26 protein-coding genes and 1 tRNA gene are annotated in these 26,751 nt (G+C 65.4%); 7 read left to right on the top strand and 20 right to left on the bottom strand.

The annotated features are described in order from the left end of the window. Positions 1-12 precede the first annotated feature (12 nt). Both AC4GYS_RS05220 and AC4GYS_RS05215 read right to left on the bottom strand, forming a co-directional pair. Positions 13-762: a DsbA family protein gene (locus AC4GYS_RS05220; RefSeq protein ID WP_491108032.1), complete on the bottom strand. Its 750-nt coding sequence runs from the start codon at positions 760-762 to the stop codon at positions 13-15. Then, positions 762-1,310, bottom strand: coding sequence for a DUF721 domain-containing protein (locus AC4GYS_RS05215; RefSeq protein ID WP_491108031.1), 549 nt, complete (start codon positions 1,308-1,310; stop codon positions 762-764). The genes AC4GYS_RS05220 and AC4GYS_RS05215 overlap by 1 nt, the downstream gene beginning before the upstream one ends. Positions 1,311-1,337: 27 nt before the next feature. Here AC4GYS_RS05215 and AC4GYS_RS05210 point away from each other — a divergent pair, with 27 nt between their 5' ends. From AC4GYS_RS05210 to AC4GYS_RS05185, 6 genes are all read left to right on the top strand, one after another. Further along, positions 1,338-2,336: an A/G-specific adenine glycosylase gene (locus AC4GYS_RS05210; protein WP_491108030.1), complete on the top strand. Its 999-nt coding sequence runs from the start codon at positions 1,338-1,340 to the stop codon at positions 2,334-2,336. Then, positions 2,326-3,171, top strand: a complete 846-nt coding sequence (gene nudC / locus AC4GYS_RS05205; RefSeq protein WP_491108029.1) for an NAD(+) diphosphatase — start codon at positions 2,326-2,328, stop codon at positions 3,169-3,171. The genes AC4GYS_RS05210 and nudC overlap by 11 nt, the downstream gene beginning before the upstream one ends. A 66-nt stretch (positions 3,172-3,237) precedes the next feature. Further along, complete coding sequence (locus AC4GYS_RS05200) at positions 3,238-3,960, top strand: c-type cytochrome (protein WP_491108028.1); 723 nt, start codon at positions 3,238-3,240, stop codon at positions 3,958-3,960. Between the two features lie 50 nt (positions 3,961-4,010). Beyond that, the gene (locus AC4GYS_RS05195) at positions 4,011-4,712 is read left to right on the top strand and encodes an SDR family NAD(P)-dependent oxidoreductase (protein WP_491108027.1); all 702 of its coding nucleotides are present in this window, start codon (positions 4,011-4,013) and stop codon (positions 4,710-4,712) included. Then, entirely contained in the window at positions 4,702-5,616 is a 915-nt protein-coding gene (gene bla, locus AC4GYS_RS05190) for a subclass B3 metallo-beta-lactamase (RefSeq protein WP_491108026.1), read from the top strand. Before AC4GYS_RS05195 ends, bla begins: the two co-directional genes overlap by 11 nt. Continuing rightward, entirely contained in the window at positions 5,613-6,494 is an 882-nt protein-coding gene (locus AC4GYS_RS05185) for a 50S ribosomal protein L11 methyltransferase (RefSeq protein ID WP_491108025.1), read from the top strand. Before bla ends, AC4GYS_RS05185 begins: the two co-directional genes overlap by 4 nt. An 86-nt stretch (positions 6,495-6,580) precedes the next feature. Here AC4GYS_RS05185 and ligA read toward each other — a convergent pair whose 3' ends face one another. The 9 genes from ligA to AC4GYS_RS05140 form a co-directional block, all read right to left on the bottom strand. After that, positions 6,581-8,605 (bottom strand): NAD-dependent DNA ligase LigA, encoded by a 2,025-nt coding sequence (ligA, locus tag AC4GYS_RS05180; RefSeq protein ID WP_491108024.1) that lies wholly within the window; start codon positions 8,603-8,605, stop codon positions 6,581-6,583. Further along, positions 8,602-9,105: a DUF1697 domain-containing protein gene (locus tag AC4GYS_RS05175; protein WP_491108023.1), complete on the bottom strand. Its 504-nt coding sequence runs from the start codon at positions 9,103-9,105 to the stop codon at positions 8,602-8,604. Before AC4GYS_RS05175 ends, ligA begins: the two co-directional genes overlap by 4 nt. Before the next feature lie 8 nt (positions 9,106-9,113). Then, on the bottom strand, positions 9,114-9,821 hold the full coding sequence (locus AC4GYS_RS05170; protein ID WP_491108022.1) for a dienelactone hydrolase family protein: 708 nt from the start codon (positions 9,819-9,821) through the stop codon (positions 9,114-9,116). Continuing rightward, the gene (gene recN, locus AC4GYS_RS05165) at positions 9,818-11,470 is read right to left on the bottom strand and encodes a DNA repair protein RecN (RefSeq protein ID WP_491108021.1); all 1,653 of its coding nucleotides are present in this window, start codon (positions 11,468-11,470) and stop codon (positions 9,818-9,820) included. The genes AC4GYS_RS05170 and recN overlap by 4 nt, the downstream gene beginning before the upstream one ends. Before the next feature lie 51 nt (positions 11,471-11,521). Continuing rightward, on the bottom strand, positions 11,522-12,319 hold the full coding sequence (locus AC4GYS_RS05160) for an outer membrane protein assembly factor BamD (protein WP_491108020.1): 798 nt from the start codon (positions 12,317-12,319) through the stop codon (positions 11,522-11,524). A gap of 76 nt (positions 12,320-12,395) precedes the next feature. Further along, the gene (gene secF / locus AC4GYS_RS05155) at positions 12,396-13,364 is read right to left on the bottom strand and encodes a protein translocase subunit SecF (protein WP_491108019.1); all 969 of its coding nucleotides are present in this window, start codon (positions 13,362-13,364) and stop codon (positions 12,396-12,398) included. Positions 13,365-13,379: 15 nt separating this feature from the next. Further along, positions 13,380-14,972 carry a protein translocase subunit SecD gene (gene secD, locus AC4GYS_RS05150; protein ID WP_491108018.1) on the bottom strand — a complete coding sequence of 531 codons (1,593 nt, stop codon included), beginning with the start codon at positions 14,970-14,972 and terminating at the stop codon, positions 13,380-13,382. Next, positions 14,972-15,322 carry a preprotein translocase subunit YajC gene (gene yajC, locus AC4GYS_RS05145; protein WP_491108016.1) on the bottom strand — a complete coding sequence of 117 codons (351 nt, stop codon included), beginning with the start codon at positions 15,320-15,322 and terminating at the stop codon, positions 14,972-14,974. The genes secD and yajC overlap by 1 nt, the downstream gene beginning before the upstream one ends. A gap of 34 nt (positions 15,323-15,356) precedes the next feature. Continuing rightward, a tRNA-Pro gene (locus AC4GYS_RS05140) sits at positions 15,357-15,433 on the bottom strand. 87 nt (positions 15,434-15,520) lie between these two features. Here AC4GYS_RS05140 and AC4GYS_RS05135 point away from each other — a divergent pair. Further along, positions 15,521-16,216, top strand: a complete 696-nt coding sequence (locus tag AC4GYS_RS05135; RefSeq protein ID WP_491108015.1) for a TIGR02117 family protein — start codon at positions 15,521-15,523, stop codon at positions 16,214-16,216. Positions 16,217-16,232: 16 nt separating this feature from the next. On the opposite strand, the gene AC4GYS_RS05130 is transcribed toward AC4GYS_RS05135, so the two are convergent. The 9 genes from AC4GYS_RS05130 to AC4GYS_RS05090 form a co-directional block, all read right to left on the bottom strand. Further along, on the bottom strand, positions 16,233-16,637 hold the full coding sequence (locus tag AC4GYS_RS05130) for a GFA family protein (RefSeq protein WP_491108014.1): 405 nt from the start codon (positions 16,635-16,637) through the stop codon (positions 16,233-16,235). 79 nt (positions 16,638-16,716) lie between these two features. Then, positions 16,717-18,015 carry an ATP-dependent protease ATPase subunit HslU gene (hslU, locus tag AC4GYS_RS05125; protein WP_491108013.1) on the bottom strand — a complete coding sequence of 433 codons (1,299 nt, stop codon included), beginning with the start codon at positions 18,013-18,015 and terminating at the stop codon, positions 16,717-16,719. A 6-nt stretch (positions 18,016-18,021) separates the two neighbouring features. After that, on the bottom strand, positions 18,022-18,555 hold the full coding sequence (hslV, locus tag AC4GYS_RS05120; RefSeq protein WP_491108012.1) for an ATP-dependent protease subunit HslV: 534 nt from the start codon (positions 18,553-18,555) through the stop codon (positions 18,022-18,024). A gap of 11 nt (positions 18,556-18,566) precedes the next feature. Further along, positions 18,567-19,490, bottom strand: a complete 924-nt coding sequence (locus AC4GYS_RS05115) for an alpha/beta hydrolase (protein WP_491108011.1) — start codon at positions 19,488-19,490, stop codon at positions 18,567-18,569. After that, positions 19,490-20,977, bottom strand: coding sequence for a phospholipase D-like domain-containing protein (locus tag AC4GYS_RS05110; protein WP_491108010.1), 1,488 nt, complete (start codon positions 20,975-20,977; stop codon positions 19,490-19,492). The genes AC4GYS_RS05115 and AC4GYS_RS05110 overlap by 1 nt, the downstream gene beginning before the upstream one ends. A 75-nt stretch (positions 20,978-21,052) precedes the next feature. Continuing rightward, positions 21,053-21,466, bottom strand: coding sequence for a holin family protein (locus tag AC4GYS_RS05105; protein ID WP_491108009.1), 414 nt, complete (start codon positions 21,464-21,466; stop codon positions 21,053-21,055). Between the two features lie 24 nt (positions 21,467-21,490). Further along, positions 21,491-22,057, bottom strand: a complete 567-nt coding sequence (locus AC4GYS_RS05100; RefSeq protein WP_491108008.1) for a glycoside hydrolase family 108 protein — start codon at positions 22,055-22,057, stop codon at positions 21,491-21,493. 106 nt (positions 22,058-22,163) lie between these two features. Beyond that, a complete protein-coding gene (locus AC4GYS_RS05095) occupies positions 22,164-23,549 on the bottom strand; it encodes an efflux transporter outer membrane subunit (RefSeq protein WP_491108007.1) in 1,386 nt (461 codons plus the stop codon). Further along, on the bottom strand, positions 23,546-26,749 hold the full coding sequence (locus tag AC4GYS_RS05090) for an efflux RND transporter permease subunit (RefSeq protein WP_491108006.1): 3,204 nt from the start codon (positions 26,747-26,749) through the stop codon (positions 23,546-23,548). The genes AC4GYS_RS05095 and AC4GYS_RS05090 overlap by 4 nt, the downstream gene beginning before the upstream one ends. Between the last annotated feature and the right edge of the window lie 2 nt (positions 26,750-26,751).

Raw genomic sequence — 26,751 nt, 5'->3', positions numbered from 1 at the left:
CCGGCCCGGCGGTTACCCGCCGAGCGCTTCCCTGATCTGCGGCTCCAGCGTTTCCCAGGCCGCCGCATTCTCGGCCAGCTTGCCGTTGATCAGAAAGGCCGGCGTGCCGGGAATATTGTAGGTCGAAGCTGCGTCGCTGTTCATCTGAACCAGCTTTTCGATCTCACCCTGGTTCGACAAGCATTGCGAGGTCCGTCCCGATGGCAGCCCGCGCTGCGCTGCCCAGCTCTGCAAACCGGCAAATTCGGCGAAGCGGGTGAACTGCTGTCCGGGCGGCAGCGCCTGGGCGGCCTGCACCTGCGCCTGCGGCACGGCCTGGAACCGCTCGAAGATCGCCGTCTGGTCGGCGAACATCCCGTCGGTCAGCGTGAAATACTGCGGAGTCGGTCCGGCACAGCGGGCGATGAGCGACATGGTGATGTCCAACGGGTCGCGCACGAAGTTGCGCAGTTCGAACGCGACCTGACCCGTCTTAACGTACTTCTCCATCAGCTGCGGAGCGCCTTTTTCGGAAAACTCGGCGCAGTGCGGACAGGTCATGGAGCTGAATTCGACCAGCTTTACCGCTGCATTGGGGTTACCGACCATGATCCCGCCTTCGTGGGTTTGGGTCACGGTCTTCGTCCAGTCGCCGCCGTTCGGGGCGGGCACCGGCGTTCCGACCGGGCCCGACGTGTTGGTTGCGGCCGTCTGATTTCCATCGCTGCCGCCTCCGCAGGCGGACAGGAGCGCGGCGACGGCAAGCAGTGCGAACTTCTTCATCAAGACACCTTTGGCAGGTTGAACGTTGGGATGACGGGGGCGGGATCAACCCGCGGCGCGCCAGCGGAGGCGGCAAGCCGCCCGGCAAGCGATTCAAGAACAGTGCGAAGTTCCGGGTCCGCAATCTCGCGCAGCCCCTCGCCAAGCTCGGCCGGAACGGGCGCGGGCTGCGGCCGAACCGGACGGGAGGCAGCCTTGGGTATCGCGCCTTGGCGGAAGGACAGTCGCGCCACGGCCTCATAACCAAAGAAGCGATTGACCCGTTCGATGATCGTCGGCCCCAGGTGTTGCATCAGCGGGGCATGGGCGCCCTCGACCACCAGGGTCAGCGTTCCGCCGGCCTTCCTGCCCGCCGGAAAGCGGATCGATTCGGGGGCGGACACCCGGGCATAGCGTGGCCCGACGATCTCGGCCCAGCGGCTGACCACTGCACCCTGCACGAAGCCGAACCGCTTGAATGCCATTCCGCCGATCGCGCCGACCATCTCGCCCGCGGCACGTGCGCGGTTCTGCCGCAGAGCCTCCCCCAGATCCTTTCGCTTCGTCATTTCCGCCGAACATGCCATAGCGCGGCCATGCATGCCAGCGCGGCGGAGCGACTTCTCCACCATTATTCTGTCCAGGCCCGGGACCTCCCCTGGCGCGCACCGCCAGGAGCGCCGCGGATGGCGCCGTACGAGGTGTGGCTGTCCGAAGTCATGCTCCAACAGACCACGGTGGCGGCGGTTATGCCGCGCTTTCGCCGCTTCATCGAACGCTGGCCGACGATCGAGGCGTTGGCCGCTGCGCCAGAAGCGGAGGTCCTCGGCGAATGGGCGGGCCTTGGCTACTACGCCCGCGCCCGAAATCTCATCGCTTGCGCCCGCATGATGGCGGAGCAGGGTGGCTTTCCCGAGGACGAAGCGGCGTTACGCAAGTTGCCCGGCCTTGGCGACTATACAGCGGCGGCAGTGGCCGCGATCGCCTTCGGGAAGGATGCCGTACCGGTCGACACCAATGTCGAGCGGGTAGTGGCGCGGGTCTTCGGGCTCGGAAACAAGCCGGATGTGCGCGCGGCCGCCAAGGGCTGGTGGCCGCAGGGGCGTGCCGGCGACTTCGCTCAGGCCCTGATGGACCTGGGCGCAACGGTTTGCCGGCCTAAGTCGCCGCTATGCACCGAATGCCCTGTGATGGGCGACTGCACCGCAGCAAGGCTTGGAACTCCCGAAGCCTTTCCGACCAGGCCGGCGAAAAAAGTTCGGCCCCATCGGTTCGGAATCGCCTGGTGGCACCGCCAGGCCGATGCCGTCTGGCTGACCCGCCGCGCGCCCAAGGGGTTGCTGGGTGGCATGGCCGCCCTGCCCGGGCCCGAATGGAGCGATGCGCGGCCGGAGCTCGAGCCACTGGTGATCGCCCGCCACGGCTTCACCCACTTCAGCCTTGATCTGCTGGTGGTGCCCGGCCCCGGCAAGCCAACGGGCGAAGGCTGGTGGCAGCCGCTGGACGGCCTGGCCGAGGCGGGCCTGCCTACCCTGTACCGAAGAGCGGTCGAGGCCGCCCTCCTCGCCGAACGGGAGCCGCGCCTTGCCGCCTGAGCCGTTCTTCAGCGGCAGCGGCCTGGATCGCGCCGATCTGCTGCGTGCCCAGCCGGAGCGCCTGCATCGGCTCGCAACCGGTCCCGCCGCGCGTGAACTGCGTTGGGACGGGGGCCTGCCCGCCCTCGATCCCGACGGCCGGCTGCAGTGGCAGGACGTGACCACGGCCGAGCTATTCCTCGGTTTTGCGGCAAGCCATCCCTGCTTTTCGGCTTTGTCGCCCGACAGCCACGATTACCGCGCACAGTTCGCCGCGCTTGCCCTGCTGCACCCTGATGACGCGCCGCTCTTTGCCGCCGCACTTAGTCTCGCCAATTGGCATCGCCGCCATCGCTTCTGCTCCAATTGCGGTCAGCCGTCCGAGATCGTTCGCGGCGGCTGGTCGCGTCGCTGCCCGGCCTGCGAGGGCGAACATTACCCGCGCGTCGACCCGGTCGTCATCATGCTTGCCGAGCACGACGGCCGCGTTTTGCTGGGCCGCCAGCCGCAGTATCCACCCGGACGCTATTCCGCACTCGCCGGCTTCGTCGAGGTCGGCGAGACGCTTGAGGCCGCGGTCGAGCGCGAGTTCGGTGAGGAGGCCGGCATTGCCGTTGCCGAAATTCGCTACATCTGCAGCCAGCCGTGGCCTTTCCCGTCGTCGCTGATGATCGCCTGCACCGCCCGGGCACTCGACGACCGCCTGACCATCGACCGGACGGAACTGGACGATGCACGATGGTTTTCCCGCGACGAGGTCCGCGATTCGCTCGCGGGCTTGACCGATGCGGCCTTCCTTCCGCCACCGCCGTTTGCCGTTGCGCGCACCCTGATCGAACACTGGCTGGACGCTTGAAGAAGCGTTGCGCGCCCCTTAAAGGACCGCCAGCTTTTCGTCTCTTTTCTCCGGAACCCAACACCCATGGAAGATCGCAACAACACTGTCGCCGGCTGGGTCCTGTTCGCGGGTATCGTCGCGCTGGGCGGGTCGCTGGTCGCGGGCGAGGTGTTCAAGCCCCACCGGCCGGAGAAGATGGGTTATCCGATCGAAGGCGTAGAGGTCGAGGGCGAGGGCGGCGAGGCCGAGCAGCCGATCGAATTCTATCTCGCCAGCGCCGACGCCGCCAAGGGCGCGGAAGTGTTCAAGAAATGCCAGGCCTGCCACACGGTCGACCAGGGCGGCGCAAACGGCCTTGGCCCGAACCTGTGGGCCACCATGGGCAAGCCGCATGGCCATGTGCCGGGCTTCGCTTATTCGGACGCCCTCAAGAGCGTTCCGGGCGTGTGGGACTGGAAGAGCATGAGCGAATGGCTCGCCAATCCGAAGAAATATGCACCGGGCACCAAGATGACATTCGCGGGGCTCAGCAACCCTGAGGATCGTGCCAACGTCATCGCGTTTCTCAACAGCAAGAGCCCTTCGCCGCTGCCGCTTCCGGCTGCTCCGGCGGCCGGCGCCGCTCCGGGCGCGGACGGCGACAAGGCCGCCGCCGAAGCCGATGACGCCAATGCGCAGAAGGCGGAGAACGAGCCCGTTCTCAATGAGCAGAAAGCTGCTACGGGCGGTGCCGCGAACATCGGCGGCGAGGGTGCTTCCAACCTGACCGGTCCCAACCCGACCCAGCCGAGCCGTCCTCAGAATTAAGCACTCGGCGCCCCTCCCCGCCGCTGCGGCGATGGGCTAGGCTGGGGCGCATGAACATCCTTCTGACAGGCGCCAGCCGAGGCATCGGCAAGGCTGCCTTCGATGCGCTCACCGCCGCCGGCCATCGCGTCGCCGGTCATTCGACCAGAGGCGGTGACGGTCTCCTCGCCGGCGACCTTGCGGATGCCGCGACTCCGCGCGCCTTGTGGGACAAAGCCGTCGCTGCGCTCGGCGGGCGGATCGACGTGCTGGTGAATAACGCGGGCGTCTACGAAGCGATCAGCGACGATGCCTCCGATGAGGAGTGGCACCGGGCCTGGGCACGGGCCATGACAGTGAACCTGCAGGCATCGAGCGACCTCACCCGCCTGGCTGTTCAACATTTCCGGCAGCATGGCGGCGGCCGGATCGTCAACGTTGCCAGCCGGGCCGGCTATCGTGGGGATTCGCCCCAGCATTGGCATTATGCGGCGTCGAAGGCGGCGATGATTGCCGTCACCAAGACAGTTGCGCGTGGCTACGCCGGCGACAACATCCTCGCCTTTGCGGTCTGCCCCGGCTTCACGGTCACGGAAATGACTGCAGAGTATCTCGCCAGCCGCGGCGGCGAGAAAATTCTTGCCGACATCCCGCTCGGGCGCGTCGCATCGGCGGCGGAGGTCGCTGAAATCATCCGTTGGCTTGCCACCGAGGCGCCCGCCGCGTCCACCGGAACGATCGTGGACATCAACGGAGCAAGCTATGTCCGTTAGCGCGATCGCCCTGGCCCTCCTGCAGCAGGTCGTCATCCCACTCGGAAATCCGCCCCAGATCGAGCGCCCTCGCGCGCCGATCGAACAGTCGGGCCCCGCATGGGAAGCGGCCTGCGGAGACTCCGACGATTGGGATCGCCGCGCGCCGCCTGTCCGAATCCACGGCAACACCTATCTGATCGGAACCTGCGGTATCGCCGCCATCCTCGTTGCCGGCAGCGACGGCCATATCCTGATCGACGGCGGTACGGAGCGGGGCGCTGAGGTGATTGCCGACAACATCCGGTCGCTCGGCTTCAAGCTGACCGACATCCGCTATCTGCTTTTCAGCCACGAACATTTCGATCACGTCGGCGGCACTGCCCGACTTCAGCAGTTGACCGGCGCATCGCTGATTTCCTCTGAACGTGCGCGCCGGGTCATGGACACCGGCCTCGACGATCCGCAAGATCCGCAGGCGGGCATGCACAAGCCGTTTCGCGCTGCGACCGTCAACCAGGTGATCGCCGACGGCGGGCAGTTGCGCCTGGGCAATCTGATGCTCGCCGCGATCGCAACACCCGGTCACACGCCAGGCGCGATGAGCTGGCGGTGGGAAAGCTGCGACGGCGGGGTTTGCCGGACGATGGTCTATGCCGACAGCCTGTCGCCAATCAGCCGCGATGATTACCGCTTCTCCGCGCACCCCGAATATCTCGCGGCCTTTCGCGCCTCCATTGCCAAGATCGCAGAAGGACGCTGCGAAATCCTCATGACTCCGCATCCGTCCGCCAGCGCGATGAAGGAGCGGATGACCGGCAAGCAGCCGCTGTTCGATCCCTCCGGATGCCGCAACTATGCCGCGGCCAAGACGCGGCAACTCGACGAACGGTTGGCGAAGGAACAGGCTGGGGCGTCCAAATGAGCTTCCGTGTTACCCTCCCCTGTACCCGCGCCCAAGCTGAGAACCTGGCCGACGCGGAGCTATTGTTCCCGGAACTCGAGTCTCCTCCGGTTCTCGTCGCCGATGAACCCGATCCGGCCAAGCCCGACGATTGGCTGATCCACGCCTATCTGGAGGAGGAGCCGACCGGCGAGCTGCTGGCCGTCCTTTGCGGCATCACCAGCGGGCCACCCCGGATCGAGCGGTTGGACGAAGAGAATTGGGTGGCGAAGAGCCAGTCCGGGCTGGAGCCGATCCGGGCCGGCCGCTTCTTCGTTCATACGCCGACGCATGCCCCCGACCCCACAGCGATCAATTTCGAAATCGACGCCGGGCTCGCCTTCGGCACCGGCCAGCACGCCACGACCGCCGGCTGCCTCGAGGCGCTCGACCGGCTGAAACGTGCCGGCAAGTGCTTCGCCAACATCGCCGACATCGGTACCGGCACCGGCCTGCTGGCCTTCGCCGCCCGGAAGCTCTGGCCGACGGCTCACGCCATAGCGACCGACATCGATCCCGTGGCCGTCGACGTTTCTCGCGAGAACGCACTGATCAACTCGGTCCCGATCGGCCATGGCGCTGGGGAACTGCTGCTGGCAATAGCGGATGGGATGGAGCACCCGCTGCTGACGGCACGGGCGCCGTTCGACCTGCTCATCGCCAACATCCTTGCCGGCCCGCTGATCGAACTTGCCCCTGCCTTCGTGGCAGCCCTGCGTCCCAGCGCAACACTGGTTCTCGCCGGCCTGCTCCACACTCAGGCCCAGCAAGTGGTCGCGGCTTATCGCGCCCTTGGCTGCGCTGTCAGCGAAGAAGGCACGGGCGAGTGGCGGGTCCTGGTGCTGGAAGGGCCCGCTTAAAGCGGGGCAAGACGGCTCGTCAGCCGCTCAAGCTGCGGCCGCGCATCGCTTCATGCCTGCGGGGTGCAACGCAAAGAGTTGCACGGTCAAGCCACCGAGACGATCTGCGCCCATTCCTCCTCATTGACGACCCGGATCCCAAGCTCCTCGGCCTTCTTCAGCTTTGACCCGGCGCCCGGTCCCGCCACTACCAAGTCGGTCTTGGCGCTGACCGATCCGGACGCTCGCGCGCCGAGCCGCTCGGCCTGTGCCTTGGCTTCGTCCCGGCTTAGCGTCTGCAACGATCCGGTGAAGACGATCGTCTTGCCTGTCCATTCCGTCTGCCGCGCCGAACTGACGTAGGTCGCGGGCCGGGCAAGGCCGAGCAGCTCCGCAAGCTCTTCGCGATTGTGCGGTTCGTGGAAGAAATCGTGCACGGCCTCGGCGACCACCGGACCCACGCCTTCGACGCTCGACAGCTCTGCAATCCCGTTTTCGCCCGCAGCGGCACCCTGCAGCGCTTCGATGGTGCCGAAGCACTTCAGCAGGTCCTTGGCCGTGACGATCCCGACGTGACGGATGCCAAGGCCAAACAGCAGCCGCGCCGGATCGAAACCCTTGCGCGCTTCGATGGCCGCAAGGAGATTGTCGACGCTCTTTTCCTTCCAGCCCTCCCGAGCGAGAAGGTCACCGCGATGTTCGGCCAGCTTGAAGATATCGGCGGGTCCGGTGAGCCAGCCAAGCGTGGCAAATTCCTCGATGCTCTTTTCGCCTAAGCCATCGATGTCCATCGCGCCGCGACTGACGAAATGCTTCAACCGCTCGATCCGCTGCGCCGGGCAGATCAGGCCACCCGTGCAGCGAACATCGACCTCGCCCTCCTCGGCCACGGCTTCGGACCCGCACTGGGGGCAGTGATCCGGAAAGACGTAAGGGTCGCGAGGCTCGTCGCGGGTCAGGTTCTCGACCACTTGCGGGATGACGTCGCCCGCCCGCTGGATGCGCACCCGGTCGCCTTCGCGAAGACCGAGCCTCGCGATTTCATCGCGGTTGTGAAGGGTGACGTTGGCGACGATCACGCCGCCGACGCCGACCGGTGTGAGCCGCCCGACCGGGGTCAGCTTGCCAGTTCGCCCGACCTGGATCTCGATCCGCTCCAGCGTCGTTTCTGCGCGCTCGGCGGGAAACTTGTGGGCCAGACCCCAGCGGGGAGCCCGCGCGACGAAACCAAGCCGCTCCTGCCAGTCCAACCGGTCGACCTTGTACACGACACCGTCGATGTCGAACGGCAGGTCGGCCCGGACGTGCTCGATCGCCGCATAATGGGCCAGCGCCTCATCCACCGTTTCGCAGCGGCGGAACAGGTCGGACACCGGAAAGCCAAGCTCGCGCAGCCGCTCCACCGCCGCGCTTTGCGTTGGCCTGAGCGGCTCCGACAACTCGCCCCAGCCGTGGGCCAGGAAGCGCAGCGGCCGCGCCTGGGTAATTGCCGCATCCTTTTGCCGAAGCGACCCGGCCGCTGCGTTGCGGGGGTTGGCGAACAGCTTGCCGCCCGCTTCCGACTGTCGCTGGTTCAGCGCAGCGAAGTCCCCCTTGGACATGTACACCTCGCCGCGCACCTCCAGCACCTTCGGCGCTCCGGCAAGCTGCTGCGGAATGTCGGAAATCGTGCGGACGTTGGGCGTGACGTCCTCGCCGATGCTGCCGTCGCCTCGCGTTGCCGCCAGAACCAACCGCCCGTTTTCATAGCGCAACGAACAGCTCAGTCCGTCGATCTTGGGCTCGGCGGTCAGCACGACCGCTTCGGCATCAGCCAGCGACAGAAAGCGCCGCACTCGCGCAACGAAGTCGGTGACTTCCTCTCCCGAAAACGCGTTCTCAAGGCTGAGCATCGGCCGGGCATGCGCGACCTTGGCGAGCGCGGAAGTTGGTGCCGCACCCACCACCGCCGAGGGCGAATCTTCCCGGATCAGATGGGGGAAGCGTGCCTCCAACTCGGCATTCTCCTTGACCAGCGCGTCATAGTCCGCGTCGCTGATCTCCGGAGCGTCCTGGTCATGGTAAAGCCGGTTGTGGCGCGCGATCTCCCGCGCCAGCCGCATCAGCCGGTTGGCGGCTTCGGCCTCTGTCATGTCATGCTCTCGAGAAGTGCAGCAATCTTGTTGACGCTGTTCATGTTGCGAGCCGTGCCGTGCTTCACCGCCGCCAGTTTTAGCTTGGACGATCCGATGCCTCCGCCATAGGAAACGTAGATGGCGCGCGGGCCCAGTGCCAGCCGCTCACCGTTCAGATCACGCGCTTCCGTCAGCATGGCCGCGGTCGGCTCCGCGTCCATTACGTGCGCCATGACCCGGCTTGGCTTGTCGTCATTGAATGGGTTGCACACCGCCAATTCGCGCATCTCGTCGGCGGAGCGCACAAATACGGCCATGGGCTTATCGAAGAATTTTTCGATCTCGGCAGCAACGAGCGCTGTGACCTCAGCTTCGCCAGCCTTGCTTTCAAACAACAGGTTACCGCTGTTAATAAAAGTGCGAACCGCGGCGAACCCGCAGCGTTCGCCCATTTTCACAAGTTCGGACATCGGCAGCTTGCCGGTGCCTGAGACATTCACCGCCCGCAGCAGCGCCACATAGGCAGTCACCCGAACAATTCGTCCAGGAACAGTACCAGACTGGCCCAACTGCGGCGCGCGGCGGCCTTGTCGTAGGCAACACCATCGACCCCCAGCTGATGCGCCTGCGGATTGGTGAAGCCGTGACCGACATGACCGTAGGCGTAGATCTGCCAGTCGGCCCCGCCCGCGGTCAGTTCCTTGCCCAGCGCGACCACTGCTTGCGGAGGAACCATCGGGTCGTCCCAGCCATGATAGGCCGCCACCTTGGCCTTGATCGGCCGCGGATCCAGCCCGGGCGGATCGAACAGGCCATGGAAGCTAGCAACGCCCGCGACCTCCGCTCCCGCGCGCGCCAGGTCGAGGACGCACAGGCCACCGAAACAATAGCCGATCGCGGCGATGCGCCGGGCATCCACACCATTCTGCCCTTGCGCCTGTTCCAGCACCGCCAACATGCGGTCGCGCAGCGCCGAACGGTCGCCCTTCAGCCTTCCCATCTCCTCGAACATCGTGTCCCGCGCTGCGCCGCGCAGATGCTTGCCGAAAAGGTCGGCGATGAAAGCATGGCATCCCAGCCCGTTCAGCCGCCGCGCGAAGCCGCGTTCGAGTTCGCTAATTCCCATGACGGTCGGGACGATGATGACCGTTCCACGCACATCGCCCGACGCCGGCATGAAGACATGCTCCAGCGCCTCGCCCTGAAACTCCTGTGCTACTGCCTGTTCGCTCATGCCGCCTCCAACAAACGTGCCGCCTGGGCCCGCGCCTCCTCTGTCACCGCCGCCCCGGAGAGCATTCGTGCGATCTCCTCCCGCCGCTCGTCGCGGGACAGCAGCCGAACGGTGGTGCGGGTGCCCTCAGGCCCGTGGTTCTTCTCGATCCGATAATGATGCGCGGCCCGGGCCGCCACCTGCGGCGAATGGGTGATCACCAGCAGTTGCGAACGCTGCGCCAGCCGGCTCAACCGTTCCCCGATCGCGCTAGCCACCGCCCCGCCCACTCCCCGGTCGATCTCGTCGAAGATCATCGTCGAAGCTCCGCCCGCTTCGGCAAGCGCAACCTTGAGTGCCAGAATGAAGCGCGACAGCTCGCCTCCGGACGCGATGCGCGTCAGGGCCCCGAAAGGCGCCCCCGGATTGGTGGAAACCGTGAATTCGATGCGGTCGGTACCCGTCGGCCCCGGCGGCGCGTCGGACAGGCTGGTCCGAAAGGAGGCCGCCTCCAGCTTCAGCGGTGCCAGCTCGGCGGCGACGGCGGAATCGAGTCGCGCGGCAGTGGTCCGGCGCAAGTCGGTCAACGCAGCCGAAAGCTCCCGATAGCGCGTCTCTGCTGCAGCCAGCTCCCGCTCCAGCTCTGCGATCCGCTCGCCGCCCGCCTCGATCAGCGTCAGCCGCTCTGCCATCTGCTCCCCGAACGCCGCCAGTTCGTCCGGCTCGACCCGATGCTTGCGGGCCAGCGCACGAATGTCGAACAAGCGGCTTTCGACCGCCTCCAGGCGCTGGGGATCGAACGCCAGCGCATCCGCCGCGCGGTTGATGCGATCTTCCGCCTCGGCCGTTTCGATCACCGCCCGGTCGAGTGAGGCCAGCGCTTCTGCCAATAGTGGATGATGAACCGCACCCCGCTCGATCCGCCGTGCCGCGGCCCTGAGCTGGGCCAGGGCTCCGTCCGAACCACCGAGCAGTTCATCCAGCCCCTGCAGCGCCTCGCCGGCCTTTTCGCCCGCCTGCATGGCGGCGCGTTGCTCGGCGAGAGTCGTCTCCTCGCCGCGTTCCGGCGCGAGCTTGGCGATCTCTTCCACGGCGAAGGTCAGATAGTCGCGATCCCGTTCGGCCAGCTCAGCGGCTGCTCGTGCCTCCGCCAGCGCTTCGGACAGTCGCGCGACGCTATTCCAGGCCGCCGTGACGGCCGACACCTCGATCCGACCGAAGGCGTCCAGCAGCTGCCGATGGCCTTTGGGATTGAGCAGCCCGCGATCGTCATGCTGGCCGTGGATTTCTATCAGGGTGCCGCCCACTTCGCGCAACGTTCCGGCCGAAGCGGCAACTCCGCCGATGAAGCCCCGGCTTCCCCCGTCTGCCCTGAGTTGTCGGCGAAGCAGGAGAGGCTCGCCCGCTTCAGCTTCGATTCCCGCCTGGGCCAGCAGGTCCATCGCCGAATGATCCGGCGGCAGGTCGAATGCCGCCGTCACCGACGCCGCGTCTTGCCCATTTCGTACGAGGCCGCTGTCGGCTCGCGCGCCAAGGGCCAGCCCAAGCGCGTCCAGCAGGATCGATTTACCCGCGCCGGTCTCACCGGTGAGGACGCCGAGACCCGGGCCGAACTCCAGCTCAAGCCAGTCGATCAGCACAACGTCACGGATCGCCAGGCTCAATAGCATGGCGTTGGCTTACGCGATGATTTGCCGGGCGTTAAGCCGCTTCTGAGCAGCTCAGCTCTGGGTCGCGGCCGCCTGCTGCTGCGGCCCGTGCCGCTGGATCAGCTCATAGGCGCGCTGGTACCAGTCCGTACCCGGATAATTGCGCCCTAATACGGCTGCGGTCTTCTGCGCTTCCGCCGGAATGCCGAGCGCCAAATAGCTTTCGGTCAAGCGCATCAATGCCTCGGGCGTGTGACTGGTCGTCTGGTACTTGTCGATGACGTTGCGGAACCGGGTCACCGACGCGAGCCAGTTGCTCGACCGCTGGTAAAAGCGCCCGACTTCCATTTCCTTGCCGGCGAGATGGTCGTTGATCAGATCGAGCTTCAGGCGGGCGTCGACCGCGTACCGGCTTTCCGGATAACGGCGGATCAATTCATTGAACGCATCCTGTGCCTGCTGGGTTGTCTTCTGATCGCGGGTCACGTCCGCGATCTGATTGTAATAGCTCATCGCGATCAGGTAGTTCGCGTAGGGCGCATCCTTGTTGCCCGGATGGATCGTCAGGAAGCGCTGGGCCGAGCTGACCGTGTCCGGATATTTCTTCGCCATGTAATAGCTGAAGGCGCTCATCAGCTGCGCCCGCCGCGCCCATACGGAATAGGGATGCTGGCGCTCGACTTCGTCGAACAGCTTGGCCGCCTCCTCGTACCGCTGGTTGTCGAGGCGCTCCTTGGCGAGGCCGTAGAGCGTGTTGACGTCGCTTGCGACATAGCTGGTGTCAGTCTTGACACCGTTGCGGGCGCAACCGGCGGCCGGGATGATGATGACGCAGGCGAGGAGCGCCGCCGCGGTACGGGAAAGCTTCATGGGGTGCCTTCTAGCGCTGCCCTTGGGCAAGGGAAAGCGCACTCATCGCAAGAGGGAGATGAACCGCCGCTGGCCGTCAGACGACTGCTCCGTCCGGGCGCGGCTTCGCGATCGTCGCGGTTTCCTCGTCCGTCCGGACAAAGCTGTCCGGCTTGACGCCCAGCCAGACCAGGACCGGCGCGGAGATATAGATCGACGAATAGGTGCCGATCACCGTGCCGAGGAAAATGGCGAAGGTCAGCCCGAAAATCACCTGAGGTCCAAAGATCAGCAGCATGGCGAGCGCCAGCAGGATCGATCCCGAGGTGACGATCGTGCGCGACAGCGTCTCGTTCAGCGACAGGTTCAACAGCGGCACCATCGCCATCTTGCGATATTTGCGCAAATTCTCGCGAATGCGGTCGTAGATCACGACCGTGTCGTTCAGCGAATAGCCGATCACAGCCAGGAAAGACGCCACGATATTGAGGTCGACCTGCCATTGTGTAAGCGCGAAGAAGCCGAGGATCATCGACACGTCGTGAAACAGGGTGGCCAGCGCGCCAACGCCAAACTGCCATTCGAACCGGAACCAGATGTAGAGTGCAATGCCGAGCATGGCGAGCGCGATCGCCAGCGCGCCGTCCTGCGCCAGTTCCTCCGAAACCTTCCCCGACACCGTTTCGACGGAATCGACCCGGCTGCTAGGATATTGCTGGGCCAGCATCTGCCGGACCCGAGTGGCGGCGGCGTTGGCGGCGGCATCTCCGCCTTCCGGACGCGGCAGACGGATCTGGTAGCTGGTCGGCCCACCGAACTCCTGGATGCTGGCATCGCCGAGTTCGAGGCTGTTCACGCGAGACCGGAGTTGCTCGACGTCGACCGGCTGGGTGAAGGTCGTGCGAACCATCTGCCCGCCGACGAAGTCCACGCCCAGACTGAGGCCGCGGACGCCCACCAGCGTTAGGCTGGCGATGGTGGCCAGGATCGACAGAATGAGCGCGATATTGCGCACGCCCATGAAGTCGATGTTGGTGTTGTCGGGGACGAGCTTGAGCAGCTTCATGGCTTTGGCAACGCCTTAGATATGGAGTTCACGCGGCCGCTTCCGCTTGACCCACAGGGCAACCAGCATGCGGGTGAAGTTGACGGCGGTGAAGACGGAGGTGACGATGCCGATGAACAGCACCACGGCAAAGCCGCGGATCGGGCCGGACCCAAAGTAGAACATCAAGGCCGCGGCAATGGTGTTGGTGATGTTCGCATCGAAGATGGCGGTGCTCGCCTCCTTGTAGCCGGTTTCCAGCGCATCCAGGATCTTGCGCCCCCGTTTCAATTCCTCACGAATGCGCTCGTTGATCAGCACGTTGGCATCAACGGCTGCACCGATAGTCAGCACGAAACCGGCGATTCCCGGTAGGGTCAGCGTCGCGTTGAAGATCGCCATGATGCCCAGGATCATCAGGGCGTTCACGATCAGCGCGATGTTGGCGTAAACGCCGAAGCGGCCATAGGTCACCAGCATGAAGACCATCACTGCGAGGATGGAAATCACGGAGGCGATCGCGCCCTTTTCGATCGAATCCTTGCCGAGATCCGGACCCACCGTCCGCTCCTCGATCACGTCGAGCTTCACCGGCAGCTTTCCCGAGGCAAGGCTGATGGCCAGCGCGTTGGCGCTTTCCACCGTGAAGTTGCCGCTGATTTGCGCCTGGCCGCCGAGGATCGGCTCGTTGATGTTCGGCGCGGACAGCACCTTGTCGTCGAGGATGATGGCGAACGGCTTGCCGACATTCTCCTGGGTCACCCGCCCGAACCGGCGAGCGCCGGCCGAGTTGAACGTGATGGAGACGACGGGCGCACCCGATTGCGATTCGAAGGTCTGCTTGGCGTCGACCAACTGCTCGCCCGACACCATCACCCGGCGCTGCACGGCGATGAAGCCGGTCCCGTCGGCCAGCGGAAGCACCTGGCTGCCCGCCGGCGCTCGTCCCTGTGCGACGAGCGCCGGGTCGGCGGTCTGGTCGACCAGCTTGAATTCCAGCCGCGCGGTCTGCCCGATCAGCTGCTTGAGGGACTCGGGATCGTCGACCCCCGGCACCTGCACGAGGATGCGGCGCTCGCCCTGATTGATGACGGTGACTTCGCGGGTACCGCCCGGATCGATGCGGCGGCGGACCACGTCGCGGGCCACGGTCATCGCATCGCGCAGGCTGGCCTGAATGCCCGCCTGGGTCGGCGTCATGACGACCCGGTTCCCGTCCTGGGCGGTGACGTCCCAAGTTCGGGTCCCGGTCAGGCCGACCGGTTGCGTCAGGGTCCGCATCCGCTCCACCGCGGCATCGAGTTGGGCCGGGTCGCGAACGATGAAGCTTACCCGACCGTCGCTGGTGGACGTGTCGCCGATCTGGATCCGCGGATCGCGACGCAGTTCGGTCTGGATGTTTTCTTCCATGGCGGTGAGCCGCTGGCGCTGCGCATCCGCAAGATCCGCTTCCAGCAACAGGTGGCTGCCGCCCGCCAGATCGAGACCCAGGCTGATCCGCGCTTTCGGAAGAAACGATGGATATCGTTCCATCGCCGATGCCGGCAGCAGGCTGGGGATCGCGAACAGGATGCCGAGAAGGATCGTCAGGCTGATCGCCCACACCTTCCAGCGCGGAAAATCCAGCATCAGTCGTTGGCCGGCTTCGCTTGCGGATTGATCACGGACGTGATGGTCGACTTGACGATCCGCACCTTCACGCCCTGCGCGATCTCGACCTCGGCTTCATTGTCGTCGACGATGCGGGTGACCTTGCCGCGGATTCCGCCGCCGGTGACGATCTCGTCGCCCTTCTTGACCGCGGCGATGGTCGCCTGGTGCTGCTTCATGCGCCGCTGCTGCGGGCGGATCATCAGCAGGTAGAAGATCAGGAAGATCAGGACCCACGGCAGGATTCCCACCAGGAATCCGGCGGTGCCGCCCGGCGGACCGGCGGCAGTCGAAGCGGCGGCAGAGGTCAGGAGAAATGCGCTGGACATGGAGCGATGCTGACTTTCGGGTCCTTAGCCAAGATGGTCGGGGCGACTGGATTCGAACCAGCGACCCCCACACCCCCAGTGTGATGCGCTACCAGGCTGCGCTACGCCCCGACCGATGGCACCCGGCGAAGAGTCCGCCGGGCGATAGGCGGCGCATCTAGTTGCCGTGGCCCAGCAAAGCAAGCATTGGCGGACGGGATGAAGCGGCGGCGGCAACGGCGGGGATGGGGAAGGACGCTGCTGCTGGCAGTCCTGGGCTTGCCCCTGCTATATCTCATCGCCTCCCTGGTGGGGTCACTGCTGCCGGTTAATCGGAACTGGGAAGAGCCGGAGCACGGGACCATCATCTATCTTCGCTCAAACGGCATCCATGTCGACATCGTCATGCCGGCCGTTGCCCAGGGGCTGGATTGGCGGCCCTATTTTCCGCGTTCCGCATTCCGGTCTGCGCCCGCTAGCCCGCGCTGGTTTGCCTTTGGTGCCGGCGAGCGGCGCGTCTATCTCGATACCCCGACCTGGTGGGACCTGACTCCGCGTACTTTATGGTCAGCGCTGACGGGCGGCGAACGCGTGGTCCATGTCGAGCGGACGACCGAACCCGGCATTGAACTTCGCCCAATCCGCTTGCGCCCGGCCGAATATCGCCGTTTGTGGGCCTCCATCCGCTCGGAACTCACTCTCGACGGCGCCGGCAAGCCCATCAAAATCGACCACCCCGGCTATTTCGGCGACGACAGCTTCTTCGCAGGCCGCGGCAAGGCCAGCGCGCTGACGACCTGCAACAACTGGGTAGCCGACCGGCTGCGGACCGCTGGCGTCAGGACCAGTTTGTGGAGCCCATTCGCCCAAGGATTGATGTGGCGCTACCGCCAATCGCGACCAGCCTCGCGCTGACGCAAGGTTGTGCGGCCTACTCTCCAGGATAGCGGTCGAACCGCGGCAACTCGCCCAGTTTCTCCATCCACCCAATCCGCTCGGCCAGCTGAATCTCACCCTGCAGCGGAAATGCATCGGGATTGTCGAGCGTCGCCGACTGAATGTCGATCTGATCCGGGAAGATGACCTCATTGGTGTAAAACAGACCCGTCCCGCATTTGGGACAGAAGTGCCGCTCGGCATGTTCCGAACTGCGATAGCGAGCCGGCTCACCCATGATGGTGACCGCATCCTTCGCGAACAGGGACCAGCCAACGGCCGGAGCCCCACTCGCCTTGCGGCAATCCGTGCAATGGCAGAGCGCATGATGGACCGGCTGAGCGCCATCCTTCACCTCATACCGGATCGCACCGCAATGGCAGCCGCCTTGCTCGCCCATGCCAATCTCCCTTGCCGCCGAGCGAGTCGCTCGCCACCAGAAGTGTGGAGCAAAGGTTAGAACATTACAAGAACGGCTGCTAAAGAACGTAGCGGCTGAGATCGGCATTGCGCGCGATCGAGCTCAGCTGCTGCTCGACGAACGCGGCGTCCACGCGCAACGTCTCGCCCTGCCGATCCTCCGCCTCGAAACTGATTGTTTCCAGCAGCTTCTCCAGCACGGTCTGCAAGCGCCGCGCGCCGATGTTTTCGACCGACTGGTTCACCTCCGCCGCGATCCGGGCGAGCGCGCGAATGCCGTCGGGAGCGAACTCCACGCCGACATTTTCCGTCGCCAGCAATGCCCGATACTGCTCGGTCAGGCTCGCCCGAGTGTCCGTCAGGATGGCAACGAAATCATCCTCGCTCAGCGCCGTCAGCTCGACCCGGATCGGCAGGCGGCCCTGCAACTCTGGCAGCAGATCCGCCGGCTTGGCGACATGGAACGCCCCGGAGGCGATGAACAGGATATGGTCGGTCTTGATCGGCCCATATTTTGTGGCGACGGTGGTGCCTTCGATCAGGGGCAGCAGGTCGCGCTGCACGCCCTCGCGGCTGACCGAACCGCCGCGTACGTCGGACACCGCGATCTTGTCGATCTCGTCCAGGAACACGATCCCGTTCGCTTCCGCATCGGCCAGCGCAGCCCGGTTCACATCGTCCTGGTCGAGCCGCTTGTCCGCCTCCTCCTCGACCAGCTTGGCAAAGGCGGCCGGGACTTTCAGCTTGCGCCGCTTCTTCGGCGGGCCGCCCATCGCCTTGCTCATCATTTCGCTGAGGTTGATCATGCCGATCCCGCCGCCGCCCGGCAGGTCGAACGGCATGGCCGGAGCTTCCGCCACCTCGATCTCGACCTCGGCGCCATCCAGGCTGCCGTCGGTGAAACGCTGGCGAAAAGACGCACGCGTGGCTTCGCTCGACCCCTTGCCAGTCAGCGCATCGAGCAGCCGGTCCATCGCCGCGTCCTCCGCCGCCTCGCGAACACGCTCGCGCCGGCGCTCCTTTTCCAGTCGCACCGCTTCCTCGACCAGGTCGCGAGCGATCTGCTCGACGTCGCGGCCAACGTAGCCGACCTCCGTGAACTTGGTTGCTTCGACCTTGACGAACGGCGCATCGGCCAGCTTGGCCAGCCGGCGGCTGATTTCCGTCTTGCCGCAGCCCGTCGGCCCGATCATCAGGATGTTCTTGGGCGTCACCTCTTCGCGCAACTCGGGCGAGAGGCGCTGCCGCCGCCACCGGTTGCGCAGCGCCACTGCCACCGCGCGCTTGGCGTCGGACTGGCCGATGATGTGTTCGTCCAGGGCCTTCACGATGGCCTTGGGAGTCAGATTATCGTTCATGTTTTCCTAGACTGTCTCGACCGTCAGCCGATCGTTGGTGAAGACACACACCTCGGCCGCGATCTGCATGGCGCGGCGCGCGAGTTTTTCAGGATCGCTCTCATAATCGGCGAGGGCCTTGGCCGCCGACAGCGCGTAATTGCCGCCCGAACCGATCGCCGCGATCCCGCCCTCGGGCTCCAGCACATCGCCATTGCCGGTCAGGATCAGCAGCACCTCGGCATCGGCGACGATCATCATCGCTTCCAGGTTGCGGAGGTATTTGTCGGTCCGCCAATCCTTCGCCAGTTCGACCGCCGCGCGCAGCAACTGGCCGTGGTGGGTTTCCAGTTTCTTCTCCAGCCGCTCGAACAGGGTGAAGGCATCCGCGGTCGCGCCGGCAAAGCCGCCGATCACCTTGCCATCCTTGCCCAGACGACGCACCTTTCTGGCGTTTGGCTTCATCACGGTGTTGCCCATCGACACCTGCCCGTCACCGGCGATCACCGTACGGCCGTCCTTCTTGACGCCCAGGATGGTTGTCCCGTGCCAGCTTTCCATATCGCTCCCGCTCACTTGGTTGAGCGGGAAGTGGGAAGCGTGGTTGCCGAGCGCAAGAAAGCGGCGGCATCGGCCAGCACCGGCAGGCGAGTGCGGAACGGTCGAGACAGGCTGACCACCGGGTCGGCATGATTGGCGCCAGGATAGATTTTCAGGGTCACCGGAGCGCCGACCGACGCCAGCCGCTCGGCGAGGTGACGGCTGTTCTTGGCGTATACCAGCCGGTCGGTGCTCCCATGCATCAACAGCATCGGCGGCGCGTCCGGTCGCACCCAGCTGACCGGCTGGGTTTCGGCAGGATTGGGCCAGAACCCGAATGTCGCCCGACCTCGATATTCCCGGAAGGGAAAGAAGTCGTAAGGGCCGCTGAGCAGCGCCGCGGCCTTGATCGCGTTGCGGGGCAGTTGCACCCCGGACAGCCAGCGCGTGTCGAGTGCCAGCATGGCGGCGATATAAGCACCGGCGGAGTGGCCGGACACGGTGATGCTTGCCGGATCGCCACCATAGCTCGCGATGTTCCGCCAGACCCAACGCAGCGCCATCGCCCCATCCCACATGAAGCCGGGATAGCGGGTCAGGGGAGCGAGGCGGTAGTCGGGAACCACGGCGACAAAGCCTTCGGTGGCGAAGGCGGCACCGGCAAAGCCGTAATCGGTGCGCGATCCCGCATGCCATCCACCGCCATAGAAGAATACGACGACCGGCAGGCGCTCGCCGGCCTTACGCCGCCCGGCCGGCACCCAGATGTCGAGTTGGTGCCGTCCGTGCGGGCCATAGGCAATGCCATCGGCAGCCTTTCGCGCGCGCCCTCGGCCGGGATATAGCCGGTCGACCGCATTGAGCAGCGCTACCGGGCTCCATCCACGGCGATCGACGAACTCGGCCACAGCGGTGGGGACGCTGCGCCAGCGGGAGCGCTGCGCCCGCGCTGCCATCAGGCCGGCACCGCGCCCTTGTGCGATCGATGCCGGCGCAGGTGCGGACGGCGGCGCCATTGGCGGCGGATCGGATCGAACAGACTGCGCCGGGTCATGCCCTCGAACATGGCATCGGGGCTTTTGGGATCAAGCAGTTCGGTGTCGGAAATGAAGGCGGTCGCGCCCGTCGGTTTCTCGATCGGCAGTAGGGCCAAACTCTTGCCCGGACCGCGCAACGCCTCGATCGTCGCCAGCAGCGATCCGGTCTCGGCGAAGCGCTGCGCCACCTTCGCTTCCTCGCAGCCGAGGTGCTCGGCCATCAGACGGGTGCGCAACCCCGCGATGCCGTCGCGGTCCTGCTGGCCTTGGGCCTGAAACGCGAGATCGCATTCGCTGTCCAGGCCGAGGCTTCGATTGTTGAGATTGGACGATCCCACGCGCAGCACCTCGTCGTCCACGATCATGATCTTGGCATGGACGTAGATATCCTGCCCATTCTTCGTTTTGGGCGTGAAGATGCGAAAGCGATTGTCCGGGTCGGAGCGGCCGATGATCTGCGCCAACCGGCAACGCGTCGCATCCATGGCCATCTGCTCCAGCCACCCTTCGGCCTTCAACGGCCCGACCAGTACGATCTCGGGAGGGTCGGGTTGCTCGAGCCGCTTGATGATCGCCGCGGCGATGTGGGGCGCGGTGAAATACTGGTTCTCGATATAAATGAACCGCTTCGCCGAAGCGATCATGTCCTCGAACAGAGTTTGCACTTCCTGCACCCGCGGCCAGTCGCGATAGGCCGCAGTGTTCCGGGCGATCGCCAGGTCGACGGAGCGGAATTGCGGCTCCAACCCGTCGGGCCAGACCGGCTCGGCATCCGTGATCTGCGGCAGTTCCTCTTCGGTGGCCCGCATCCAGCGATCGCGGGCCACGGCACCGATCGCTGCCGCCGCCGCGCCGTCCACCGCCATGGTCGCGTCGTGCCACGGGCCATAAGGCTTGCCGTTGGGCCTCCGCCGTCCAGGTTCGTCATCCCGATGGGCTGGCTTGTCCCAGCGGTCCCCGGTCATGTCGATTCCGCCGCAGATGGCGAAGCTGTCGTCGATCACCACGATCTTCTGATGGTGGCTGCAGCCGGTCGGATGGGCGTGATCGAAGCGGAAGCGGATGCTGTGCTGCGCCGCCAGCCGGGCGTACCAGGCCACCGCCTTTCCGCGCACCAGCCACTTCAATGCGCCGACGTCCCATTTGAGGATCAGGATCGGGACGTCCGGCTTTTTCTCGCTGAGGTCGAACAGGAAGTCGCCCAGCGTTTCATCCTGGTTCGCTTCCTCGGTCCGATCCAGCTTGATCCGCGGATCGAAATCCCAGCCGATGATCAGGATCCGCTTGGTGGCCTGCAGCATCGCCTGACGGATCACGCGGTAATAATCGCAGGCGTCGACGATCACCGCCGCATTGTCGGCCTGTTCGACTCGCCAGCAGTTTCGACCCGGTTCGAACAGCGCCATTTCCTCTCCTTGCCCGTGCACGGCAAAAGACGAAAGAGCGCTGTTCGTTCCGTGAGCGCAACACTCCTCGTGAAACTAGCGCTCGACGCCTTTGACCTTCCCCCAGGTCCGCGCCGCGGTATAGCCGAGGTAGCCGGTCCCGAAGAGGGCGTAGAGCTCTTCGGGGATGCCGCGAAGGTAGGCGGTCATCCCTTCCGCGATCCCCTTCGCCATGGCCGGACTGGCGGCCGAGATCAGCCCCATCGGGATCGCCCACAGGATCAGCGCGTACATCATGTACAGAAAGCTCGGCCGCGCCCGGCTGGTCCAGGGGTCGGTGCTGTTCGCCTCGGCGATGATTGCCTGCATCTGCTGGGCAATGGCGGCCGCCTCCTGGTCGCCCTGCAACTTGATCAATTCCAGCTTTGCCCGATCCCGTGCCTGTGGGTCTGGGATGATCTTGTCGATCAGCTTGGCGAGCGGACCGACGACGGCTTCCAATAATGCCATGTTTCAAAACTCCCGTTGGTTTGCTCAGCCGATGTTTTTGCCAATCCGGTTCGCCAGCCAGCCGTAGAGAAAGGCTTCGTTAGCCGGCCGTTTCTCTGCCAGGCGAAGATAACGCTCGCCCTGCAAAGCTTCGAGCGCACGAAGCAGCACCCGCTCACCAGGTTCCTCCCCACGCAGCGCAAAGAAGCGATCCAGCGCCTGCAGGGTTAACGGACCGACCCGCCCATCTGGTACCAAATCGGCGTAATCAAGCCCGTTTCGATTCAGCGCGGTCAAAGCCCGCTGAAGGAAGGTCGCCGCGACGCCCGGACCCATGTTCGCGCCCGTGTCGAACAATTCGGCGCCGATCTTCTCCGAGCGCTGGGCGACCTGATGGAAGCGTGGCCGCAGCCAATACAGCCGAGTGTAGATTGCAACGGCATCCTCGCGCGGCAGGTCGGCCATCGCCCCGCTATAGCCATGCGCCCTGGCAACCGCTTCGGTAATTCCCCAGCAGGTCGGGCCGCCCCGATCGGCGGGGTGATTCACATAACCGCCTTCCCGCTCGATTAACTCATCAATCAAATCTTCAACGCACACACCGTTCGTCATCCGTCCGCATCCCACTCTCACTCACTCCGAGCGAGGTGCACTAACCGTATAGGTTGGTTGTAGGACAGTGTTTTGTGCGTTATATGATCCGGTGATCGTGATCGCCCTACCCGTCGCCACCGAGAGCGCGGTACAGGGTCACCCCGTTGCGCGCCTGCAGCAACCGTACGGCCACCAAATTACGTTCTGCCGAGTAGGCCGAGCGCTGGGCATCCAGCGTATTGAGAAATGGATCGATCCCCTCGCGATAACGGGCAGTGACCAGCCGCAAAGTCTCGCTCGCGGCCTGCGTTCCGCGTCGGGTAGCCGCGACCCGGTCGGTCAGCGTACTCTTGTCGGCCAGTGCGTCCGCCACCTCGCGGAAGCCCGTCTGGATCGCGCGCTCATAGGTTGCCACTGCCGCCTGCCGCTCGGCCCGGCGCACGTCCACCGTTGCTCGCGCCGACCCACCGCTGAAAATCGAATAGCTCAGCCCGGGGCCCGCCGACCAATTGAATGAGCCGGCGCTGAACAGCCCGCTCAGCGTTTCGCTGGCGAAGCCTAGCAGTCCAGTCAGCGAGATGCGCGGGAACAGCGCGGCGCGGGCCGCCCCCACCTCCGCGTTGGCGGCGCGCAGCTCATACTCCGCCTGGATGATGTCGGGCCGCCGCAGCAGGATCCGCGAATCGAGCCCGGCGGGCAGCGAGGCGATCGTCGGCGCGGCCTCGTCCATCGATTGCGGCAAAAGGCTCCGATCGACCGGTGCGCCAACCAGCAGCTGCAGCAAATTGGCATCCTGGGCCAGCAGGGCTCGTTGTTCGGCCAGGTCGGCCCGCGCGGTTTCCAGCACCTGCTGCGCCTGCAACAGGTCCGTCCGCGGTGCGATACCGCCGCGCAGTCGCGCTTCGGTCAGCACCCGGCTTCGTTCCGCGCTGCGCACCGTATTTTCGGCGATGGCGAGCAGGCTCGCATCGGCAGCATGGCGGAGCCACGCGTCGGCGATGTCCCCGATCAACGCGACCCGCGTGGCCCGGGCTGCCGCGCCGGTGGCCAGCAGTCGCTCCTGCTGCGCCCGGGTCAAAGAGGCGAGCCGGCCGAACAGATCGATCTCGAACGAAGGGAGAATGCTGATCGACGGGCTGAACTGTACGCCAGTCGTCTCGCCGGTCGCGGGATCGCGGCGTGGGTTGGCCTCGATGCTCGCACTGGAATCCACCTGCGGCAGCTGCGCACCGCGGGTCACCCGAACCTGCGCGCGAGCGGCCGCGATGTTGGCGGCCGCAATCCGCAAATCGCGGTTGTTGACTAGCGCCTGGGCGATCAGCGTCTGCAATCGAATGTCGCGGAACACGTCGCGATGGGTGAAGTTCGGCAGCGCCGGCGCCTCGGTCAGATAGGGGTCACCAGCCGGCCAGCCGGGCGGCACCGGCGCGGTCGGCCGCTCGTAGCGCGGATCCATCGACACGCATCCGGTTAGCGCCAGCGCGCTTGCCGCGATCGTCAGCTTTCTCATGCGGTGGCCTCGGCTGGCGGGGCGGAGCGGCTGCGCCAGCGCTCGCGAATGATCTTTAGGCCGTCACGCGCGCCGCGGCGAACGAGAACGAAGAACAGCGGGATGTAGAAAATGGCCAAGATGGTGGCGGTCAGCATGCCGCCGATCACGGCCGTTCCGATTGCGATCCGGCTGTTGGCTCCAGCGCCCGTGGACAGGGCCAGCGGCAGTACGCCGAAGATGAACGCGAAGCTGGTCATCAGGATCGGGCGGAGCCGGATGCGGGCCGCTTCCATCGCGCTATCGAACACGCTCTTGCCCGCCCGCTCCGCCTGCTCGGCGAATTCGATCATCAGGATGGCGTTCTTGGCGGCAAGGCCCATGGTGGTGAGCAGGCCGATCTGGAGATAAACGTCATTCTCCAGTCCGCGCAGGGCGACCGCAAAGACAGCGCCGACCAAGCCCAGCGGGATGACCAGCAGCACTGCGACCGGGATAGTCCAGCTTTCGTAGAGCGCAGCCAGACACAGGAACACGACCAGCAGCGACAGGCCATAGAGCAAAGGCGCCTGACCCGACGACAGCCGCTCCTGAAAAGAGGCGCCGGACCAGGCGACGCTGGTCCCGGGGATCCGATTGGCAAGCTCCTCCATCCGCATCATCGCTTCGCCCGAGCTGACCCCCGGCGCGGCTTGGCCCTGAATCTCGAACGCGGGCACGCCCTGGAAACGCGAGAGGCTGCTCGGGCCGGTGCTCCAGCCGGTTTGGGCGAAGGCGGAAAAGGGCGACATCTGTCCGTCCGCCCCCCGCACATACCATTGCGACAGGTCGGACGGATCGGACCGATAGGGCGCATCGCCCTGGACATAGACCCGCTTGACCCGGCCGTTGTCGATGAAGTCGTTGACGTAGCGCCCACCCCAGGCCGTCGCGAGAGTGTTGTTGACGTCGCCTTGATTGAGGCCAAGCGCGGTCAGGCGCTGCTGGTCGACATCGACGTCCAGGCTGGGGACGTCTGGCAAGTCGCTCGCGCGGACCGACGCCAGCAGCGGGTCGTTGGTCGCCTCGGCCACCAGCCGGTCGCGCGCCGCCTGGAACTGCTCGCGGCTCATTCCGCTGCGGTTCTGCAGCTGCATGTTGAACCCGCTCGACTGGCCAAGGCCGCGGATTGCGCCGGGCACGGAGGCGAACACCTGCGCGTCACGAAAACCGCGGAAAGCGCCGGACGCGCGTTCCACGATGGCGTCGGCGGTATTCTCCGGTCCCGGCCGTTCGTCCCACGGCGCAAGATTGATGAAGCCTTGGCCGGTGTTCTGGCCACTCGCACCGCCGCCGCCGCCGCCGCCCGCCACGGTGAACACGGTGGCGAGGTTCTTGGACTCATACTTGTTGAGATAGGACTCGATCTGCCGTTGCACTTCCAGCGTGCGCTGTTGCGTGGCGCCCGCCGGCAGACGGAACTGGATGCTGGCCGCGCCCTGGTCTTCCGTCGGCAGGAAGCTGGTCGGCAGCCGCTGGAACAGCACAATCAGGATCGCGCAGGTGATCCCGTAGATCGCCAGGAACAGCCACTTGCGGTTGATCACCGTCGCGACCGCGCCAGTGTAGCGCTCGATGCCCCGATTGAAGCTGCGGTTGAACCAGTCCTGCGCTCGATAGACCCGCTGCCGCCACGGCCCGGCCCCATCTCGCTCCGCCACCTCCTCTTCGGCGGATTTGCGCGCCTTGAGCAGTGTCGCCGTCAGTGCAGGACTAAGGATCAGCGCCACCAGCACTGACAACACCATGCACGAGATGATGGTCAGCGAGAATTGCTGGTATATGACCCCCGTCGACCCCCCAAAGAACGCCATGGGCAGGAACACGGCCGACAGCACCACCGCAATCGCCACCAATGCGACCTGAATTTCCTTCATCGAGATGATGGTGGCTTCGCGCGGCGTCATGCCGGGGTTTTCTTCCATCAGCCGCTCGACGTTCTCGACCACCACGATTGCGTCGTCGACCAGCAGGCCGATGGCTAGCACCAGCCCGAACAGGGTCAGCGTATTGATGGTGAAGCCCGCCAGATAGAAGATTGCAAAGGTGCCGAGCAGCACCACCGGCACCGCGATCGCCGGCACGAGCGTGGCGCGCCAGCTTTGCAGGAAGACGAACATAACGATCACCACCAGCACGACCGCTTCCAGCAGCGTCTTCACCACTTCCTCGACGGACAGCTTGATGAAGTTGGTGGTGTCGTTGGCGTAGGCGACCTTCAGGCCTTCGGGAAAGTTGGCCGACAATTGCTCGACCCGGGCCTTGATGAGTTCGGCCGTCGCCAGGGCGTCGGCACCCGGGGCCAGCGAGATTGCCATGCCGGCGCCCGGATGGCCGTTCAGGCGGCTGATCGCATTGTAGCTTTCCGCGCCAAGCTCGACCCGGGCGACATCGCGGATGCGAACGGCCGCACCACTCGGCTCGGTCTTCAGGATGATGTTCTCAAACTGCTCGGGGGTCTGCAGCCGCGACTGGGCGGTGACCGTGGCGTTCAATAGCTGGTCGCGGCCCTGCGGCAGACTGCCCACCTCGCCGGCCGCGACTTCGGTATTCTGATTCTGGATGGCAGTGATCACGTCGCCCGGCATCAGCGCGACGGACGCCAGCCGGGCCGGATCGAGCCAGATGCGCATCGCCCGCTGCGATCCGAACACGTTGACGTCGCCGACGCCCTGCACGCGGGACAGCGGGTCCTGAATGTTGGAGGTGAGATAATCCGACACGTCGATATTCGACCGGCGATCGGTCTCGTCATAGACCCCGACGATCAGCAGAAAGTCGGGGTTCGACTTGGTCACCCGGACGCCCTGCTGCTGGACCTGTTGCGGCAGGCGCGAAACCGCTTGCTGGATCTGGTTCTGGACCTGGACCTGCGCGGTGTCGGGATCGGTGCCCTTTTCGAACACGGCCGAGATGCTGACCGACCCGCGCGAGCTGGAGGTCGACGAGAAATACAGCAGGCCGTCGATGCCGGTCAGTTGCTGTTCCAGGATCTGCGTGACGCTGTTCTCGACGGTTTCCGCCGATGCGCCGGGGTAAGTCGCGCGGACATTGACCTGCGGCGGCGCGACATCCGGATATTGCTCGATCGGCAACTGGGTGATCGCCCCGATGCCCGCCAGCATGGTGATGATTGCCAGCACCCAGGCGAAGATCGGACGGTTGATGAAGAGTTGGGACACGG

Source organism: Sphingomonas sp. SP1, from assembly GCF_058313395.1.
Note: the sequence above shows the minus strand (reverse complement) of the source record. Positions and strands in the feature narration are given on the sequence as shown.